The organism is Desulfovibrio piger ATCC 29098, from assembly GCF_000156375.1.
Lineage (GTDB): Bacteria > Desulfobacterota > Desulfovibrionia > Desulfovibrionales > Desulfovibrionaceae > Desulfovibrio > Desulfovibrio piger.
This window is the reverse complement of sequence record NZ_DS996359.1, coordinates 637,060-653,451: the sequence shown is the minus strand read 5'-3', so window position 1 is coordinate 653,451 and position 16,392 is coordinate 637,060. Positions and strand designations below refer to the sequence as shown.

The following is a 16,392-nucleotide window of genomic DNA, read 5'->3' as shown; positions in this document are numbered from 1 at the left end:
CATGCACAGCCAGATTCCCGAACCGCTGCGCGCCCTGGTGGAACAGCTGGCGCGCCTGCCCGGGCTTGGCCCCAAATCGGCCATGCGTGTGGCCATGACCCTGCTCAAGTGGCCCGAGGCCGAGACCCGGCGCCTGGGCAAGGGCATCCACGACCTGCGGGACAATCTGCACCTGTGTTCGCGCTGCGGCGGCCTTTCGGCCACCGATCCCTGTGACATCTGCAAGGACGAGAACCGCTCCCGGGACACGCTCTGCCTGGTCAACGAATGGGACAGTATGCTGACCCTGGACGAAGGCGGCTTCTATCACGGCCAGTACATGATCCTCGGCGGCCTGCTGGCCCCGCTGGCCAACATGGACAGCGACAGCCTCGACCTCGACCTCGACCGCCTCATCTCCCGGCTGGAGGAAGGCGAGATCCGCGAGCTCATCCTTGCCCTGGGGGCCACCATCGATGCGGAGAACACGGCGTCGTTCATCAGGAACCTCGTCCGCAAACGTTTCCCGCACATCAGGGTGTCGCGCTTGGCCCAAGGCATCCCCCTGGGGGCAGAGGTCAAATACATGGACCGGGAGACCTTGCGCCAGTCCCTGCAATACCGGCAGGACATCTAGCGCATCCCGACAGTTTCCAGACGGGAAAGGGAGCCTTGCCCAAGGCGCCCTTTCTTTTTTTCATGCCGGAGACAGGCGGCCTGTCCGTCCCTGTCCCGGCCCGGGGATCTCCCCGCAGGACGCTCTGTGCCGTCCTCTCCTTCCCGGTGTATCCCGGGAAGGCGTCTTCATCACGCCGCCATGTCCGCATGTCCGGCGGCTGCCGTTCCGGGGGGCGCGGCAGGCCGCAGGGATGCCGTTTCGCGGCGCGTTCCGTGGACCTTTCGCCTTACAGCCCCCTGCCGGTCAGACCGACGGCCCCGGATGCCACGCCCGGTCCGGCGTCGAGGGCACGGCCTTGCGGCCGCCATTCGGTCGCGCGTTGCTGTCGATGCCCGTAGTGGCCTCGCGGCCAACGGGCACGGCCTTGCGGCCGCCATCCGGTCGCGCGTTGCTGTCGATGCCCGTAATGGCCTCGCGGCCAACGGGCACGGCCTACGGCCGCCATCCGGTCGCGCGTTGCTGCAACAGCGCGTGATACGTCGGGCCCGGTCTGACCAACCAGAAGGAGAACGTTTCATGGAAGCACTTTTCGGTCATCCCATCTTGCAGTCCCTGCTTGCCGGCATCCTTTCCTGGATCTCGGTCAGCCTGGGGGCCAGCGCCATCTTCCTGCGCCGCGAATTTTCCCGTCTGGCCATGGACTGCATGCTGGGGGCCGCCGGCGGCATGATGCTGGGCGCGGCCTTCCTGGGCCTGCTGCAGCCCGCGGCCGAGATGGCCTCCCATATGGGCCGCTGGCACTTCATCCCCATCGTCTGCGGCCTTATGGCCGGTGCGGCCTTCCTTATGGGCCTCGACCATCTCCTGCCCCATCTGCACATCCGCCAGAAGCAGCAGGAAGGCCTTTCCACCAGCTGGCGCCGCAGCGTCCTGCTGGTCACGGCCATGGCCCTGCACCACATCCCCGAAGGCCTGACCATGGGCGTGGGCTACGGCGCCGTGGCCGCGGGCAGCACCCTGCCCTCGGGCGTGGCCCTGGAGATGAGCTCCGCCTTCATGGTCACCGGCACCACCCTGCTCCAGAACCTGCCCGAAGGCCTGGTGGTGGCCACGGCCCTGCGGGCCGAAGGCTTCTCGGCCAAACGTTCCTGGCTGTGCGGTGTCTTTTCCGGCTGTACGGCGCCCATCGGTGCCATCCTCGGTGCCGTCGCCTCCCAGGTGGCGGGCAGCCTGCTGCCCTTTGCCCTGGCTGCTGCGGCGGGCGCCATGGTCTATGTGGTCATCGAAGAAGTCATCCCCGAAGCCAATGCTTCCGGCAACGGCAACGCCGCCACGGTGGCCTGCATCGGCGGCCTCTGCCTGGTCATGAGTTTTTCCAGCCTGGTTGGCTAGTTCCTGCTGCCATACCTTCGGCCAGCAGGCATGGGCGCCTGACCATGGGGCAACGAAAATCAGACAAACGAAAAGGGCGTGGCTCCTTGGAGCCGCGCCCTTTTCGTATCATGTGCGCTCAGGCAGCCATGCCCGGCAGCAGGGTCCCTGACCTAGGGATGGTTTTCGAACTTGTTCAGCAGGGGCTCAGCGCCGTTGTGGCAGGGGGTGCAGTCCATGACGCCCTTGGCCCAGTTGGCATCGTTGCCCTTGGTCTGATGGCATTCACCACAGCCGCTCACGGCGGGCTGCACGGCGAAGGTGCCCTTGTAGTTCTTGCCCTGTTCGATCTTGGCGTTGAAGATCTCCACGGCCTTGTAGGCCACGTCGGCGGTCAGACGGCCGCAACGTTCGCTGCGGGCCTTGCTGGTGGCTTCGATCTTGTTGGCGGCACACCATTTGGACACGGAGATGTGGCAGAGCACGGAGCCGGAAGCGTTGTTGGGCAGGTCGCCTTTGACGCCCTGGGCCAGTTCGCCGGGATTGTAGATGGGCAGTTTGGTCACTTCGTACCAGCGGTACAGCTCGTTGACCATGGGGGTGCGTTCCTTGCGGCCCCAGAACAGGGCGAAGGCGGCCGCAGCACCGTACAGGGCGCCGCAGATGGTGCCCCAGTCGGAGATGCCGCCCTTGTTGGCTTCCAGCATGCTGAAGGGGAACTGGTTGTACGGGGCGCCGTATTTTTCGCCCAGCACGCCGATGATGCTGTAGAAGGCGCCGTAACCACAGGCGTAGCCCTTGTACCAGTAACCTTCATAGGCCACCTTGGCGCATTCCTTGGGATCCAGCTTGTGGGGCTTCCAGCCGAATTCGCCGTTGACCTGCTCGAAGCGCTTGGTCGGAGCCGCCGCCTGGGCGATGCTGCTGCCGGTGCCCACCAGGGCCGCCACAGCCCCGCCTACGGCCAGGCCACCAAGACCACACAGGCAATTACGTCTGCTGTTGTCCATATATCCTCCTTCTTCGGCGCGTTGCGCCCTCTATGATAGTCGTTACTTTTTTCACTACATTTTTCCAGCAGGGAAAGCAAGACCAGGCCGCCCGGAGCAGGGGTACTTTCCTTTTTTTCCGGCCGGGTCCCGGTAGCCCAAAATGGTCCCATCCCCCTGACGACATGCGGATGGCAGGCGCTGCCGCATGTCCGTCACGCCCTGCCAACAGCGCCCTCTATGGCGCCGGACGGCTGTTTTTTCGGGTTCACGGGGCCCCGCCTTCCCTCCCTTCGGCCTGCGCCGCGTGCCCGGACCGGAATCACGGAAAAAATTTTTCATTTGCCACTGGACGAGCACGCAGAAAGACTTACTTAGAGGACGCAAGCGAAAGAGACGCCGCTACGGCGTTCACCGATACAGTTTTTATTTCTCCGAGGAGGATCCACATATGTCCAAAATCATCGGCATCGACCTTGGGACCACCAACTCCTGTGTCTACGTCATGGAAGGCAAGGACCCCAAGTGCATCACCAATCCTGAGGGCGGCCGCACCACTCCCTCCGTGGTGGCTTTCACCGATAAGGAACGCCTGGTGGGCGAGATCGCCAAACGTCAGGCCGTGACCAACCCCAAGCGCACCATCTTCGCCATCAAGCGTCTGATGGGCCGCAAGTACGCTTCTCCCGAAGTGGACCGCTGGAAGGAACATTCCCCCTACACCATCACCTCCGCCGCCAACAGCGACGCCGGTGTGGAAGTGGACGGCCGCACCTACACCGCTCCTGAAGTTTCGGCCATGATCCTGGCCAAGCTGAAGGCCGACGCCGAAGCTTACCTGGGCGAACCCGTGACCGAAGCCGTCATCACCGTGCCCGCCTATTTCAACGACGCCCAGCGTCAGGCCACCAAGGACGCCGGCCGCATCGCCGGTCTGGAAGTGAAGCGTATCATCAACGAACCCACGGCCGCTTCCCTGGCCTACGGTTTCGACAAAAAGGCCAACGAAAAGATCGCCGTGTTCGACCTGGGCGGCGGTACCTTCGATATCTCCATCCTGGAAGTGGGCGACAACGTGGTGGAAGTGCTCGCCACCAACGGTGATACCTTCCTGGGCGGCGAAGACTTCGACCAGCGCGTCATCAACTACCTGGTGGAAGAATTCAAGAAGGAAAACGGCATCGACCTGTCCAAGGACAGCATGGCCCTGCAGCGCCTGAAAGAAGCCGCTGAAAAGACCAAGAAGGACCTGTCCACTTCCATGGAAGCGGAAGTGAACCTGCCCTTCATCACCGCCGACCAGACCGGTCCCAAGCACCTGGTGGTCAAGCTCTCCCGCGCCAAGCTGGAAGCCCTGGTCAGCGACCTGGTGGACCGCACCATCGCTCCCTGCCAGAAGGCCCTGGCCGACGCCGGTCTTTCCCCCAACCAGATCGACGAAGTCATCCTGGTGGGCGGCATGACCCGTATGCCTCTGGTGCAGAAGAAGGTGGGCGAGTTCTTCGGCAAGGATCCCAACCGTTCCGTGAACCCTGACGAAGTGGTGGCCATGGGCGCTGCCATCCAGGGCGGCATCCTGGCCGGTGACGTGAAGGACGTGCTGCTGCTGGACGTGACGCCCCTGTCCCTGGGTATCGAGACCATGGGCGGCGTGTTCACCAAGCTGATCGACCGCAACACCACCATCCCCACCCGCAAGAGCAACGTGTTCACCACGGCCGCTGACAACCAGCCCTCCGTGTCCATCCACGTGCTGCAGGGCGAACGTCCCATGGCGGCCGACAACATGACCATGGCCCGCTTCGACCTGACCGGTATCCCGCCGGCACCCCGTGGCGTGCCGCAGATCGAAGTGACCTTCGATATCGACGCCAACGGTATCGTCAACGTGTCCGCCAAGGATATGGGCACCGGCAAGGAACAGTCCATCAAGATCCAGTCCTCTTCCGGCCTGTCCGAAGAAGACATCCAGCGCCTGGTGCGTGAAGCTGAAGCCCACGCCAGCGAAGACAAGAAGAAGCAGGAGACCATCGAGGCCCGCAACCACGCCGACAGCCTGATCTACGGCACCGAAAAGTCCCTGAACGATCTGGGCGACAAGGTGGACGCCGCTGTGAAGAGCGACGTGGAAGGCAAGATCGCCGCCCTGCGCAAGGCCATGGAAGGCGATGACGCCGCCGCCATCAAGGCTGCCACCGAAGAGCTGGCCAAGGCTTCCCACAAGCTGGCTGAACAGCTCTACCAGCAGCAGGCTCCCAACGGCGGTGCCCAGCAGCAGCCCGGTGCGGGCGCCAATCCCGGCGCCGGTGCCGCCCAGGGCAACAACAACGACGACGTGGTGGACGCCGACTTCACCGAAGTGAAGAAATAATCCCCACACCAACCGGATATCAGGGACGGCCCTTCGGGGCCGTCCTTTTTTTTGTGCCCGCAGACTCTTTCGTTCCTGCGCCGGGGATGCTATCCTGAAGGGAACCAAGGAGTGCCTATGCGTCCATATCCCGCTTTTGTCAGGCTCCTGCACGTCCTGGCCCTGATCCTGCTCTCCGGGCTCTTCCTCCTGGGGACAGGCTGTGTGCATAACAACGATCCCTGGTACGACGACCCGCCACCGCCGCGCCATCACCGGCAACCGCCGCCCCCGCCGCACAGGGTCCAGCCCAGCAAGCCCGCGCCCCCGGCCCATGTGACTCCCCGCCCGGAGCCCCGCCACGGGGACAACAAGCCCGTCCCAGTCCATGACCGACGCGATGACAGGCGGGATCATCCCCCGCGTCGCTGATGCCTTTTGCGGAAGCTCTCCGGAGCTTCCGCATTTTTTGTCTCCGGCCCGCATCCGGATCAAAGGGCGTGTGGCATCGTCCCGCATGCGGGCTGGAAAGGCCCGGGACGTACCGCTTGCCACTGCCGGGAAACGCTTTGGCAGGGCAAGGATATTTCCTGCCATGACGCATCTTTACAAAAAATTCTTTTTGCTGCATAACTTTCTGGATTTGAAAAAGGTCCCCCTTCCGGTACCCCGGAAGCCTGCCATATTTGTGCCTCCCACAGGCACAGCCGCGACGCGCTCCGCTCCAATCCAATCCTTGGGCGCGTCGCGTTTTTTTGTCCCTTCCTCTCCCCCTTCCCCGCGCACCTCCTTCCCGCCCCTTGCGCCACGTTGCAGAGCGGGCTATGATTCCAGACTTGCCCGGGAACGCCGCTCCCGCCCGTCCCGTATCCGGCAGCATGTCCACCATGCCGCCTGCCTGAGGCATGCCATCACCGGCCATCCGGTCCCGGCCCGTCCCGCGTCCGGAAACGACGCATCCTTTCAGCCCTGTACTGCCATGAAAAACAGCTGCTCGCCCCGCGTTTTTCTCCCCATCCTGCTGCTCCTGGTGCTGGCGCTCAGCGCCTGCCAGTTCTCCCCCTCCGCTCCCAGCAAGGCTCCGGCTCCCAAGCCCGCCACGCCCACGGGGCCCCATATCGCCCTGGCCCTGCCCAGCAGCGGCCCCTATGCCGGCGTTGCCGCCAAGATCCGCAACGGCGCCGAGATCGCCCTGCGCGAACTCCAGGCCGGCGGCCTGCTGGCACAGCTGCATGTGGTGGATACCAGCAAGTCCGACTGGAACGCCCAGCTTGCCGCCCTGCCCCCCAATTGCGTCATGGTTGGCGGCCCCCTGCAGGCCCCCATCTTCAAGCAGATCCAGACGTCCGGCATGCTGGAAAAGCGCGTCTTCTTCGCCTTCATGCCCAGCCTGCTGCCCGGTGACGAAGGCGTGCGGGCCTGGCGCTTCTTCCCCAGCCCCCAGGACCAGATCGACCGTCTGGTGAGCTTCGTCACCGAAGACCTGGGCCTGCGCACCTTTGGCGCCTTCTATCCCACGGACAATTACGGCCCCCGCATGACCGGCCTGCTGGACCAGAAGCTCACCGGCATGGGCATCACCCTGCATTCGGCCAGCTACACGCCCGGCCAGTCCAGCACCTGGAGCGGCCAGGCCGCCACGCTCATCAATCCGACCACCCAGGAGAACATCACCGCGCCCATCCCCCAGACGCAGTTCGAAGCGCTCTTCCTGCCCGACTCCTGGAAGAACATGAACCTGCTGACCACCAGCCTGATGTACAACGGCGAGGATCGCCTCGTGCTGCTGGGCACCACCCTGTGGGAACAGGGCCTGGACGGCAAGACCGTGGCCGAGCCCGACCGCTATGCCCTGGCGGTCTTCCCCGCCGCCTGGGACATCACGCAGGCCCCCGCCGCCCTGCGGGCCCCCGGTACCGACTTTTGGGTGGCCCTGGGCTATGACTTCGTGCGTTTTGCCGTGCGCATGGCCTTCGACAGCCGTCCCCCGGCCGCCACGGTCAATGCCCAGGCCGCCAACATGAAGATCCAGTGGGCCATGGCCCCCCTTTCCTGGGACGAAAAGGGCATCGCCCACCAGAAACTGCATCTGTTCCAGCCCGGCGCCAACGGTATGGAGCCGCTGGATCTGACCCGCTTCCGCAACATGCGCGAAGCCATCCTGCAGCGTGCCGCCCTGCGCATGCAGGGCCTGCCCACCGTGGACGAACAGGGCAACTCCCTCATCCCGGGCCTGCCCGGCATGTCGGCCGGGCCCGCCGTGCTCAACACGCCCGCGGCCACGTCCCCGACGCCCGGTGTGGCGCCCCTGTCCACCACGCCCCAGCCGTCGTACAAACTGCGCCTTTCGCCGGCCACCACCGGCACAACCCGTACCGCCCGATAACGGTGCACCTCAAGGTAGATCCCATGTCCGAAAACAAGAATATCAGCCAGGACGTCGTGGCCCACATGGCCCAGCTGTCCCGCCTTGCCGTCAGTGACGAGGAAAAGGCCCTCTTTGCCCGCCAGTTCGGCGACATCCTCGCCTATATGGATGTGCTGGCCCAGGTGGATACCAGCGCCGTGGAACCCCTTTACAGCCCCGTGAGCCATGCCACCCCCATGCGCGACGACCAGCCCGAGCGCAAGCGCCGCCGTGAGGACGTGCTGGGCAACGCTCCCGAACATGATGAAGACTATTTCATCGTGCCGCGCATCGTCTAAAGGAGACGCATCATGAACGAGATCTGCTCGCTGAACCTGACCGCGCTGGCCGATGCCCTGCAAAAGAAAGAGATCGGTGCCGAAGAAGCCACCCGCGCCTGCCTCGACCGCATCGCCGCCACTGAAGAACGCGTGGGCGCCCTGCTCCATGTGGATGCCGAAGGCGCCCTGGCCCGCGCCCGCCAGCTGGACGCCCAGGGCCCCGATGCTTCCCAGCCCCTCTGGGGCGTGCCCGTCACCGTCAAGGACGCCCTGTCCACCCAGGGCATGCCCACCACCGCCGGTTCCCGCATCCTCGAAGGCTACATACCCGTGTACGACGCCTTTGCCGTGCAGCGCCTGCGTGAGGCCGGTGCCGTGATCCTGGGCAAGAACAACCTCGACGAATTCGCCATGGGCTCCACCACGGAAAATTCCGCCTACAAGACCACGCACAACCCCTGGGATCTCCAGCGCGTGCCCGGCGGCTCCAGCGGCGGTTCCGCCGCGTCCGTGGCCGCCTGCCAGTGCTTCGCCTCCCTGGGTTCCGATACCGGCGGCTCCATCCGCCAGCCCGCCAGCCTTTGCGGCTGCACCGGCATCAAGCCCACCTACGGCCGCGTGTCCCGTTACGGCCTCATCGCCTACGGCTCCTCCCTGGACCAGATCGGTCCCCTGGGCCGCAGCGTGGCCGACTGCGCCCGCGTGCTGGGCGTCATCGCCGGTCATGACCAGCGCGACGCCACCTGCGATCCCCGCCCCGTGGACGACTATGACGCCGCTGCCGCCGCGCCTTCCCTCAAGGGCGCCCGCCTGGGCCTGCCCAAGGAATTCTATGCCGAAGGCCTCGCTCCCGAAGTGCGCGCCGTGTGCGAAAAAGCCATCGAGACGGCCCGCGCCGAAGGTGCCGAGATCGTGGAAGTGAGCCTGCCGCACACCAATGCGGCCATCGCCACCTACTACATCATCGCCATGGCCGAAGCGAGCTCCAACCTGGCCCGCTTCGACGGCGTGCGCTACGGCCATCGCGCCGCCGACGTCAAGCAGCTGGCCGAGCTCTACGTGCGCTCGCGCAGCGAAGGCTTCGGGCAGGAAGTCAAGCGCCGCATCCTGCTGGGCACCTATGTGCTCTCCTCCGGCTACTACGACGCCTACTTCCGCAAGGCCGCCCAGGTCCGCCGCCTTATCCGTGACGAATACCTGGCCGCCCTCGAACAGTGCGACGCCCTGCTGGCCCCAGTCTCCCCCGTCACGGCCTGGGAAATGGGCTGCCACAGCGCCGATCCGCTGCAGATGTACCTCATGGACGCCTACACCCTGTCCCTGAACCTGGCCGGTCTGCCCGGCCTGTCCCTGCCCGTGGGCATGGCCGCCGAAAGCAAGATGCCCGTGGGCATGCAGCTCATCGGCAAGGCCTTTGACGAAGCGGGCCTCTTCCGTCTGGGTGCCGGTCTCGAAGCCGCCCTGCCCGGCATCGGTCTGGCCCAGCTGTAGAATGCGCAAGCAAGGCAACGGGGGAGGGAAACCTTTTCGAGAAAAGGTTCTCCCTCCAGCCAGCTCTCGATGCCCGTAACTTCCTTCGTCGTAACGGGCACGGCTCTGAGGGCCGCCCCTGGTCGGCCTTCCCCCCTCCCTTCCAAAACCTCTTTTTCTGATCTGCATGCAGGTCCCCGTCTTCGGATGCGGGGCCGCCAGATGCGAGGAGCCCGGCCAGAAACTGACCGGGCTCCTCTCGTCTGACCGTTCGTGCAGGAGACAAAACTCCCCGGGCCATCCTGTCTCTTGGATCGTCAATCGACCACGACTGCCCAAAGGGGACGATATGACACCCCGTGGAGAAAACACGGCCTGCCCGGCCCCTCGCCCTGTGAATGCAAAAGCGCCCGGTCGAAACGACCGGGCGCTTTTTATGCTTGAGTTAAGCAGATCTTACCGTCCTCCCCCATGCTCTTCTGGAGACTGCCCATCTTCTTCCGCCTGTGGCGCTACGCCACCTGCCGGAGACCGGAACAAAAGTTTTGGGAAGGGAGAGGGGAGCATGAGGGGAGAGGGAGAACCCTTTTCCAAAAGGGTTTCCCTCTCCCCTCATCAAACATTTTCTTCAGCCATCCTTCCTGCTTAGGACTTTTTGAGCATGATATCCAGGATGACCTTGTCGGCTTCCTTCATGCCCGTGGAGCCCAAGCGGCCCAGGTTGGCGATGCAGACTTCGATATCGTCGTCGGTGATGCCTTCGTTACCGGGCACCACGGAGCCGTCCAGGGCCAGCATGACGGCCTGGATGCCGGCGCCCACGGCGGTGGCGACCTTAAGGGCGCAGCTGCTCTTGGCACCGTCGCAGATCATACCGGCCACGTTGCCCACCATGTTGCGGATGGTGCGCTCCATGACCGCCAGATCGCCGTCCAGCAGCAGGGCGATGCCGCACCCGGCGGCCGTGGCGGCCACCATGGCGCCGCAATGGGCGGAAAGGCGGCCCAGGTGATGCTTGATGTGGATGGAGGTGAGGTGGCTCATCATCAGGGCGCGGGCCAGGTCCTCGTCGCTGCTTTCCTGCCGGATGGCGCAGGCCACCACGGGCATGGTGCAGGTGATGCCCTGGTTGCCGCTGCCCGAATTGCTCATGACGGGCATCATGACCCCGGCCATGCGGGCGTCGGCCGCGGCGGCGGTCAGACGGATGGCGAAGGTGGGCAGATCATCGGAAAGGATGTGCTTGCGCACCCGGGCGTCCATGGATTTGCCCACGCCCAGACCGTACTGGCTGGAGAGGCCTTCCTCGGCCACCTGGCGGTTCATGCGCGCGGCTTCGAGGATGAAGCTGATCTCTTCCAGCGGCGCGGTGGTGGCAAATTCGTAGACCCGGGCCAGGGTCAGGGGCCAGTCGGCGGGAGCGGCTTCGCCGGTCTCCGCGGGCATGTGGTCTTCCACCAGGGCACCGTCCTGCCAGACGCGGGTGATGTTGTCATGGCTGTCACGCAGCTCGGCGGCGGCACTGTGCCCGTCGGCATGGGCCGTCACCAGGCAGTACAGCAGCAAGTCGTTGTCCGGCAGGTGCAGCTCCACGGCGTCGGCGGCCACCATGGCCCGGGCGGCTTCGGCCTGTGCGGGATCGAGCGAGGCCAGGCATTCCAGGCCAAGGGCGCTCTTCCCGCCCAGGGCACCGGCAGCGGCGGCAATGGCCAGGCCCATCTCGCCCGTGCCGGGGACCATGACGCCCATGCCGTTCTTGAGCAGATTGGCGCTGACGGCCACGTCCAGGCGTTCCGGTGTCCGGCCCAGCGCCTCGGCGGCACGGGCCGCGGTCAGCGCCACGGCGATGGGTTCGGTGCAGCCCAGGGCGGGCACCACTTCCTGATGCAGCAGGGCCAGGATGGCCTGCCTGTCGGCAAGAGACAGACTCATGCATTCTCCGGGCCTGAGGCCCACGATGTAGAAGGTTGGAACAGGGAACGGGAGACAGGCTCCCGGAAATAGCGACCAGAGCCCCTTCCGGCAGCAGCACGGCGCGGACAGCGGGACGACGCTTTCGGCAGGGGGCCGGTTCCGGGCTCCCGGCGGACAGGGGACACATGGGCAGCCATGAGAAAAAGGATGGCCGCCGGAAAGGACACAGAACAGGAAGGGCCCGGAGACAGGGGCCGGAGCGTACCTGCCGCCGGGCCCCTCCCCGTCAAACGATCGAAACTGAAAAAACGCCTAGATCTTTTCCGCCGGAGCCACGTCCTGCAACGGCCCAAGTTCGCCATTGCGGTTGAACAGGCCTTCCAGCATCAGGGTCAGGGCGCCGTCACCGGTCACGTTGCAGGCCGTGCCGAAGCTGTCCTGCAGGGCAAAGATGGCGATGAGCAGGGCCACACCATTGGGGTCGAAGCCCAGCACGCCGGTCACGATGCCCAGCGAGGCCACCACGGTACCACCAGGCACACCGGGGGCGCCCACGGCAAAGATGCCCAGCAGCACGCAGAAGAGCAGCATGGTGCCCACGGAAGGCAGGGAACCATACAGCATCAGGCTGATGGTCATGACGAAGAAGGTCTCGGTCAGCACGGAACCGCACAGGTGCACGGTGGCGCCCAGGGGCACCATGAATTCCACCATGGTGCGGCTGAGAACGGAGGACTTGCGGGCGCATTCCAGGGCCACGGGCAGGGTGGCGGCGCTGGACATGGTGCCCACGGCGGTCAGGTAGGCAGGCGCGTAATGACGGAAGACCTGCGAGGGGTTGCGGCCGGACAGGGCGCCGCCGATGCCGTAGAGCACGGCCAGCCAGATGAAGTGGCCCACGATGACGATGAGCACCATCATGATGAACACGGGCAGGTGGCGGCTGAGGGAGCCCTCATAGGCCAGGCCCAGGAAGGACAGGCCCACGAAGAAGGGCAGGATGGGGATCATGATGCGGTTGACCAGGGCGGTCATGATGCGTTCCATCTCGCAGAAGATCTTGCCCAGGGTCTCGGACTTGGTCCAGACGATGGCCACGCCCATGGTCAGGGCCAGCACCAGGGCGCTCATGACGCTGAACAGCGGCGGGATGTCCAGACGGAAGACCATCTCGGGCAGGGAGCGCAGGGTCTCGGTGCTGGTGGCGATGGAAAGGTTGGGGATGATGCAGTAGCCGGAGATCATGGAGAACAAGGCCGCGCCCAGCGAGGAGATGTAGGCCAGGGCCACGGCCACCAGCAGGATCTTGCTGGCGTTCTGGCCCAGACGCACGATGGCGGGGGTGATGAAGCCCACGATGACCAGGGGCACCAGGAAGAAGATGATCTGGCCGAAGATATGGCGCAGGGAGACCACCACGTCCATGACGTGCTTCAGGGAGCCGTCGGCGTTCTCGCCGATGTACAGACCAAGCAGGGCGCCGATGATGATGCCGCCCAACAGTTTGAGAATAAGGGAAAAATCGCCGACCTTAGCAGCCATCCTGCACCTCCGGGGGGTTAAGATACGCAAACCATAGACACCTTGGCTACCGTAGCGCAGGCCAGAGGCTTTTGCAATGCGCCGTGCCGCATGGCCTGCTTTCCCTGACAAAAAAAGGAGGCCTGCAAAGCAGACCTCCTGTGGATTACCTAACCGGGAAAGGACAGCGTCCTAACGGGGACGGGGGCCATCAGGCCGGTGATCGGGACGAGGGCCAGCGGGACGCGGGCCGGGACGGGGACCATCATGGCGCGGGCCGCGACCGTCATGGATGCCGGGGCGGGGTCCGGGACGGTCACCGGGGCGATGATAGCCGGGGCGCGGGCCGTCGGGACGAGGACCGGGACGGTGGTAGCCCGGACGGGGACCGGGGCGATCACCAGGACGGTGATAACCGGGACGGGGTCCGGGGCGGTCGCCGGGACGATGGTACCCGGGGCGGGGTCCGGGAGGGGGGCCCTTCTTGTAATGTCCCTTGGGACGGGGCTTATCCTTATGCCAGCCTTCATGACGGCCGTTGTCGTTGCGGGCCACCAGGGTCCCGGGCATCACGCCCACGTGGTCGGCATGATCCGCGACCACGGGCATCCCGTCAGCGACATGTTGCGCGGCCTGTCCTTCATCCGCAAAAGCGAACGTGGTCATACAGGCCAGGGCCAGGGCCGGCAGCAGCAGACGAAAGTTCTTTGCGCTCATGGCAAAACTCCTTGCGAGTCGGGGGCCACCCGTTGCGGGCAGCTTTGCCCCACATTTCCCGCATAGCATCCCCGAAGGAGAGGAGCAAGGCTAAATATTTTTACAGATAGTGGAAAAAGCTTTCATTTTCTCCCAAAGCGCAATGCCGGGGCCCCCAGCTCCAGCGCCTCTGCCTGACGGGCCACGGCGTCGGCCTCCGGCCGGACATACGTCCTGCCTTCCAGTTCGTATTCCTTGGCGGGCAGGCTTGCCCCGCCGCAGGTACAGGTCGTGGCCCTGCGGGGCAGCACCAGGCGTTGCAGCAGCTGGCGCCGCAGGCCCAGGGTGTGGGTATGGCGCAGGACGGCCCGGGCGATCTCTTCCGTATCGGCGGGACGGCAAAGCACCCGCAGCAGGCCCGCGGGGCGGTTCTTCTTGCCTGTGCCCGGCAGCCACAGCACGTCCAGCACCCCGGCGTCAGCGGCCAGCCGTTCCAGGGCCGTGCCCAGTTCCTCGCCGGTCAGATGGTCGAGATGGCACTCCAGCTGCATCACGTCCTCTTCGCCCCCCCGGCCGTGATCGGCCTGACGGGGCTCCCGGGCCTCCACGAGCCAGGCCCGCAGGCCGGTGGGCGCCGGACGCGCGCCGTAGCCCGTGCCCATGGCCAGCAGGCGACCTTCCGGGCCGTCCACGAACTCGTCCACCAGTACACGGGCCAGGGCCGCGCCGGTGGGGGTCACCAGCTCCGTCTTCGCATCGGTGGGATGTACGGGCAGGCCGCGCATGAGATTGGCCGTGGCGGGCGCGGGCAGGGGGATCTCGCCGTGGGCGCAGGTGATGCTGCCCCCGAACCAGGGCAGCGCACAGGCCGTCACCCGCTCCACACCCAGCCGGTCCAGCGCCCAGCAGGCGCCCAGGATGTCCACCAGGGTGTCCACGGCGCCCACTTCGTGGAAATGGACCTCTTCAGGGGCGATGCCGTGGGCCTCGGCCTCGGCCAGGGTCAGGGCTTCCAGCACGGCCAGGGCCCTTTCGCGCACCCTGTCGGCCACGGGCACGGCGGCGAAGATGGCGGCGATGTCCGCCTGGTGCCGCAGGGGCTGGCCCTCCGCCTCCCAGCTGACTTCCACCCGGCATCCGGGACCGCCGCCCCGCTCTTCCCGCCAGACCTCCAGGCGGCAGGCCACGCCCGCCTGTGCCAGCAGGCCCGGAAGGGGGGAAAGGTCCACACCGAGATGGGCAAGGGACGCCAGGGTCATGTCCCCGCTCATGCCGTGACTGCAATCAAGGAAAAGATGCTGCATCTGATACTGACTCCGTCATGAAAATCCGCGCTGCCACACTTTTGCCTACAGGCTTGTTTGTGGGCGCGGCTTGGTATATGGTGAAAGGACAGGACAGAAAAGGGAACCTTCCCGCCCGCGGCATGCCGCAGGGTCTCTGTTCAACAGGAGGATCCATGCTCGTAGAAAACTGGATGGCTACCAACGTCATTGCCGTCAAGCCCGACACGTCCCTGCTGAAGTGCCGCAACCTGCTCAAGGAACACCAGATCCGCCGCCTGCCCGTGGTCGATGACCAGAACCGGGTGGTGGGCATCATCTCCGACAGAGACGTCAAGGGCGCGTCGCCCTCCAAGGCCACGGCGCTGGAAGTGCATGAAATGCAATACCTTCTGGCAGAACTCAAGGCCAAGGACATTATGACCGCCAAGCCGGTCACTATCAAGCCCTGGGACAGCGTGGAACAGGCGGCCATCCTCATGATGGACAAAAAGTTCGGCGGTCTGCCCGTGGTCTCCGAAGACAACAAGCTGGTGGGCATCATCACCGACCAGGATATCTTCAAGCTGCTGATCAACATCACCGGCGCCCGTGTGGAAGGCATGCAGTTCGCTTTCGAACTGTCCGATACCCCCGGCAGCATGCGTGTGATCTTCGATACCCTGCGCAAGCACGATGCCCGCATCATCTCGGTGCTGTCTTCTTATATGGAAGACAACAAGCGCCAGATCTATGTCCGTATCCGCAGCATGGAAGAATCCGCTGTCGAAGCCCTCGTCAAAGATCTGGAAGCGACCGGCACGCTGCTGCTGGCTGCTCCTTATGATGTGTAGCTGACCGCCTCCCTGAAGCAAGCAGCAGACGCAAATCTTCGTATATGCGTAGGTTTTGACGGTTTTTTCAGGGCTTGCCAAGATTATTTTTTTGTGGCAAAAGAAGTGTGCATTTGCGATTGCAGAGCTTTCGCAATCAATGGGGAATGAGCCGAACACCATATGCTTCGGCTGTCTGGCTCGGGCCGCAAGGCCCGAATAGAGCAAACGTCCAAGGAGGACACGCATGGCTGAAATTAGCTTTCAGGGCAAAACCTTCGAAGTTGATGAAGACGGCTTCCTGCTCCGTTTCGACGACTGGTGCCCGGAATGGATGGAATTCGTGAAGGAATCCGAAGGTATCGCCGAAATCACCGCTGACCACCAGAAGATCCTGGACTTCCTGCAGGACTACTACAAGAAGAACGGTATCGCTCCCATGGTCCGCATTCTGTCCAAGAACACCGGCTACAAGCTGAAAGAAGTGTACGAACTGTTCCCCTCCGGCCCCGGCAAAGGCGCCTGCAAGATGGCTGGCCTGCCCAAGCCCACCGGCTGCGTGTAGTTCTCAGCATTGCTTGAAAGGCGGGGCTTCGTCCCGCCTTTTCCCTTTCAGGCGTCCCCTCTCGCAGGCGGACGCCTTTTTCTTTCCCGGCCCGCGGCGCCCCGCGCCCTCCCTTTACGCGCAGACAAAAAAACG

14 protein-coding genes are annotated in these 16,392 nt (G+C 64.7%); 9 read left to right on the top strand and 5 right to left on the bottom strand.

Annotation, left to right across the window (positions count from 1 at the left end):
• The first annotated feature begins 1 nt into the window (after position 1).
• Complete coding sequence (gene recR, locus DESPIG_RS09390) at positions 2 to 616, top strand: recombination mediator RecR (RefSeq protein ID WP_006007935.1); 615 nt, start codon at positions 2 to 4, stop codon at positions 614 to 616.
• Positions 617 to 1,174: 558 nt separating this feature from the next.
• Positions 1,175 to 1,990, top strand: coding sequence for a ZIP family metal transporter (locus DESPIG_RS09385; RefSeq protein ID WP_006007932.1), 816 nt, complete (start codon positions 1,175 to 1,177; stop codon positions 1,988 to 1,990).
• Between the two features lie 152 nt (positions 1,991 to 2,142).
• Here the strand turns inward: DESPIG_RS09385 and DESPIG_RS09380 are convergent, their stop codons facing one another.
• Entirely contained in the window at positions 2,143 to 2,979 is an 837-nt protein-coding gene (locus DESPIG_RS09380; RefSeq protein ID WP_040369788.1) for a split-Soret cytochrome c, read from the bottom strand.
• A 430-nt stretch (positions 2,980 to 3,409) separates the two neighbouring features.
• Between DESPIG_RS09380 and dnaK the strand changes: the two genes are divergently transcribed.
• From dnaK to gatA, 5 genes are all read left to right on the top strand, one after another.
• Positions 3,410 to 5,329 carry a molecular chaperone DnaK gene (gene dnaK, locus DESPIG_RS09375; RefSeq protein WP_006007927.1) on the top strand — a complete coding sequence of 640 codons (1,920 nt, stop codon included), beginning with the start codon at positions 3,410 to 3,412 and terminating at the stop codon, positions 5,327 to 5,329.
• 117 nt (positions 5,330 to 5,446) lie between these two features.
• On the top strand, positions 5,447 to 5,740 hold the full coding sequence (locus tag DESPIG_RS13830; protein WP_147589012.1) for a hypothetical protein: 294 nt from the start codon (positions 5,447 to 5,449) through the stop codon (positions 5,738 to 5,740).
• A 547-nt stretch (positions 5,741 to 6,287) separates the two neighbouring features.
• Positions 6,288 to 7,694, top strand: a complete 1,407-nt coding sequence (locus DESPIG_RS09370) for a type 1 periplasmic-binding domain-containing protein (RefSeq protein WP_006007923.1) — start codon at positions 6,288 to 6,290, stop codon at positions 7,692 to 7,694.
• 23 nt (positions 7,695 to 7,717) lie between these two features.
• Positions 7,718 to 8,014: an Asp-tRNA(Asn)/Glu-tRNA(Gln) amidotransferase subunit GatC gene (gene gatC, locus DESPIG_RS09365; protein ID WP_006007921.1), complete on the top strand. Its 297-nt coding sequence runs from the start codon at positions 7,718 to 7,720 to the stop codon at positions 8,012 to 8,014.
• Between the two features lie 12 nt (positions 8,015 to 8,026).
• The gene (gatA, locus tag DESPIG_RS09360) at positions 8,027 to 9,487 is read left to right on the top strand and encodes an Asp-tRNA(Asn)/Glu-tRNA(Gln) amidotransferase subunit GatA (protein ID WP_006007919.1); all 1,461 of its coding nucleotides are present in this window, start codon (positions 8,027 to 8,029) and stop codon (positions 9,485 to 9,487) included.
• Positions 9,488 to 10,111: 624 nt separating this feature from the next.
• Here the strand turns inward: gatA and DESPIG_RS09355 are convergent.
• The 4 genes from DESPIG_RS09355 to larC form a co-directional block, all read right to left on the bottom strand.
• The gene (locus DESPIG_RS09355) at positions 10,112 to 11,398 is read right to left on the bottom strand and encodes an L-cysteine desulfidase family protein (protein WP_006007917.1); all 1,287 of its coding nucleotides are present in this window, start codon (positions 11,396 to 11,398) and stop codon (positions 10,112 to 10,114) included.
• 294 nt (positions 11,399 to 11,692) lie between these two features.
• A complete protein-coding gene (locus tag DESPIG_RS09350; RefSeq protein ID WP_006007913.1) occupies positions 11,693 to 12,922 on the bottom strand; it encodes a dicarboxylate/amino acid:cation symporter in 1,230 nt (409 codons plus the stop codon).
• Positions 12,923 to 13,093: 171 nt separating this feature from the next.
• Complete coding sequence (locus DESPIG_RS09345; protein ID WP_040369787.1) at positions 13,094 to 13,618, bottom strand: hypothetical protein; 525 nt, start codon at positions 13,616 to 13,618, stop codon at positions 13,094 to 13,096.
• Positions 13,619 to 13,740: 122 nt separating this feature from the next.
• Positions 13,741 to 14,901, bottom strand: a complete 1,161-nt coding sequence (larC, locus tag DESPIG_RS09340; RefSeq protein ID WP_006007909.1) for a nickel pincer cofactor biosynthesis protein LarC — start codon at positions 14,899 to 14,901, stop codon at positions 13,741 to 13,743.
• A gap of 155 nt (positions 14,902 to 15,056) precedes the next feature.
• Here larC and DESPIG_RS09335 point away from each other — a divergent pair, with 155 nt between their 5' ends.
• On the top strand, positions 15,057 to 15,713 hold the full coding sequence (locus tag DESPIG_RS09335) for a CBS and ACT domain-containing protein (protein WP_006007907.1): 657 nt from the start codon (positions 15,057 to 15,059) through the stop codon (positions 15,711 to 15,713).
• 226 nt (positions 15,714 to 15,939) lie between these two features.
• Positions 15,940 to 16,257 (top strand): TusE/DsrC/DsvC family sulfur relay protein, encoded by a 318-nt coding sequence (locus tag DESPIG_RS09330; protein ID WP_006007905.1) that lies wholly within the window; start codon positions 15,940 to 15,942, stop codon positions 16,255 to 16,257.
• Positions 16,258 to 16,392: the final 135 nt, after the last annotated feature.

Excerpts from the sequence above, each read along its gene's own strand:
- recR (WP_006007935.1), top strand. The coding sequence starts at position 2 with ATGCACAGCCAGATTCCCGAACCGCTGCGCGCCCTGGTGGAACAGCTG.
- DESPIG_RS09385 (WP_006007932.1), top strand. The coding sequence starts at position 1,175 with ATGGAAGCACTTTTCGGTCATCCCATCTTGCAGTCCCTGCTTGCCGGC.
- DESPIG_RS09380 (WP_040369788.1), bottom strand. The coding sequence starts at position 2,979 with ATGGACAACAGCAGACGTAATTGCCTGTGTGGTCTTGGTGGCCTGGCC.
- dnaK (WP_006007927.1), top strand. The coding sequence starts at position 3,410 with ATGTCCAAAATCATCGGCATCGACCTTGGGACCACCAACTCCTGTGTC.
- DESPIG_RS13830 (WP_147589012.1), top strand. The coding sequence starts at position 5,447 with ATGCGTCCATATCCCGCTTTTGTCAGGCTCCTGCACGTCCTGGCCCTG.
- DESPIG_RS09370 (WP_006007923.1), top strand. The coding sequence starts at position 6,288 with ATGAAAAACAGCTGCTCGCCCCGCGTTTTTCTCCCCATCCTGCTGCTC.
- gatC (WP_006007921.1), top strand. The coding sequence starts at position 7,718 with ATGTCCGAAAACAAGAATATCAGCCAGGACGTCGTGGCCCACATGGCC.
- gatA (WP_006007919.1), top strand. The coding sequence starts at position 8,027 with ATGAACGAGATCTGCTCGCTGAACCTGACCGCGCTGGCCGATGCCCTG.
- DESPIG_RS09355 (WP_006007917.1), bottom strand. The coding sequence starts at position 11,398 with ATGAGTCTGTCTCTTGCCGACAGGCAGGCCATCCTGGCCCTGCTGCAT.
- DESPIG_RS09350 (WP_006007913.1), bottom strand. The coding sequence starts at position 12,922 with ATGGCTGCTAAGGTCGGCGATTTTTCCCTTATTCTCAAACTGTTGGGC.
- DESPIG_RS09345 (WP_040369787.1), bottom strand. The coding sequence starts at position 13,618 with ATGAGCGCAAAGAACTTTCGTCTGCTGCTGCCGGCCCTGGCCCTGGCC.
- larC (WP_006007909.1), bottom strand. The coding sequence starts at position 14,901 with ATGCAGCATCTTTTCCTTGATTGCAGTCACGGCATGAGCGGGGACATG.
- DESPIG_RS09335 (WP_006007907.1), top strand. The coding sequence starts at position 15,057 with ATGCTCGTAGAAAACTGGATGGCTACCAACGTCATTGCCGTCAAGCCC.
- DESPIG_RS09330 (WP_006007905.1), top strand. The coding sequence starts at position 15,940 with ATGGCTGAAATTAGCTTTCAGGGCAAAACCTTCGAAGTTGATGAAGAC.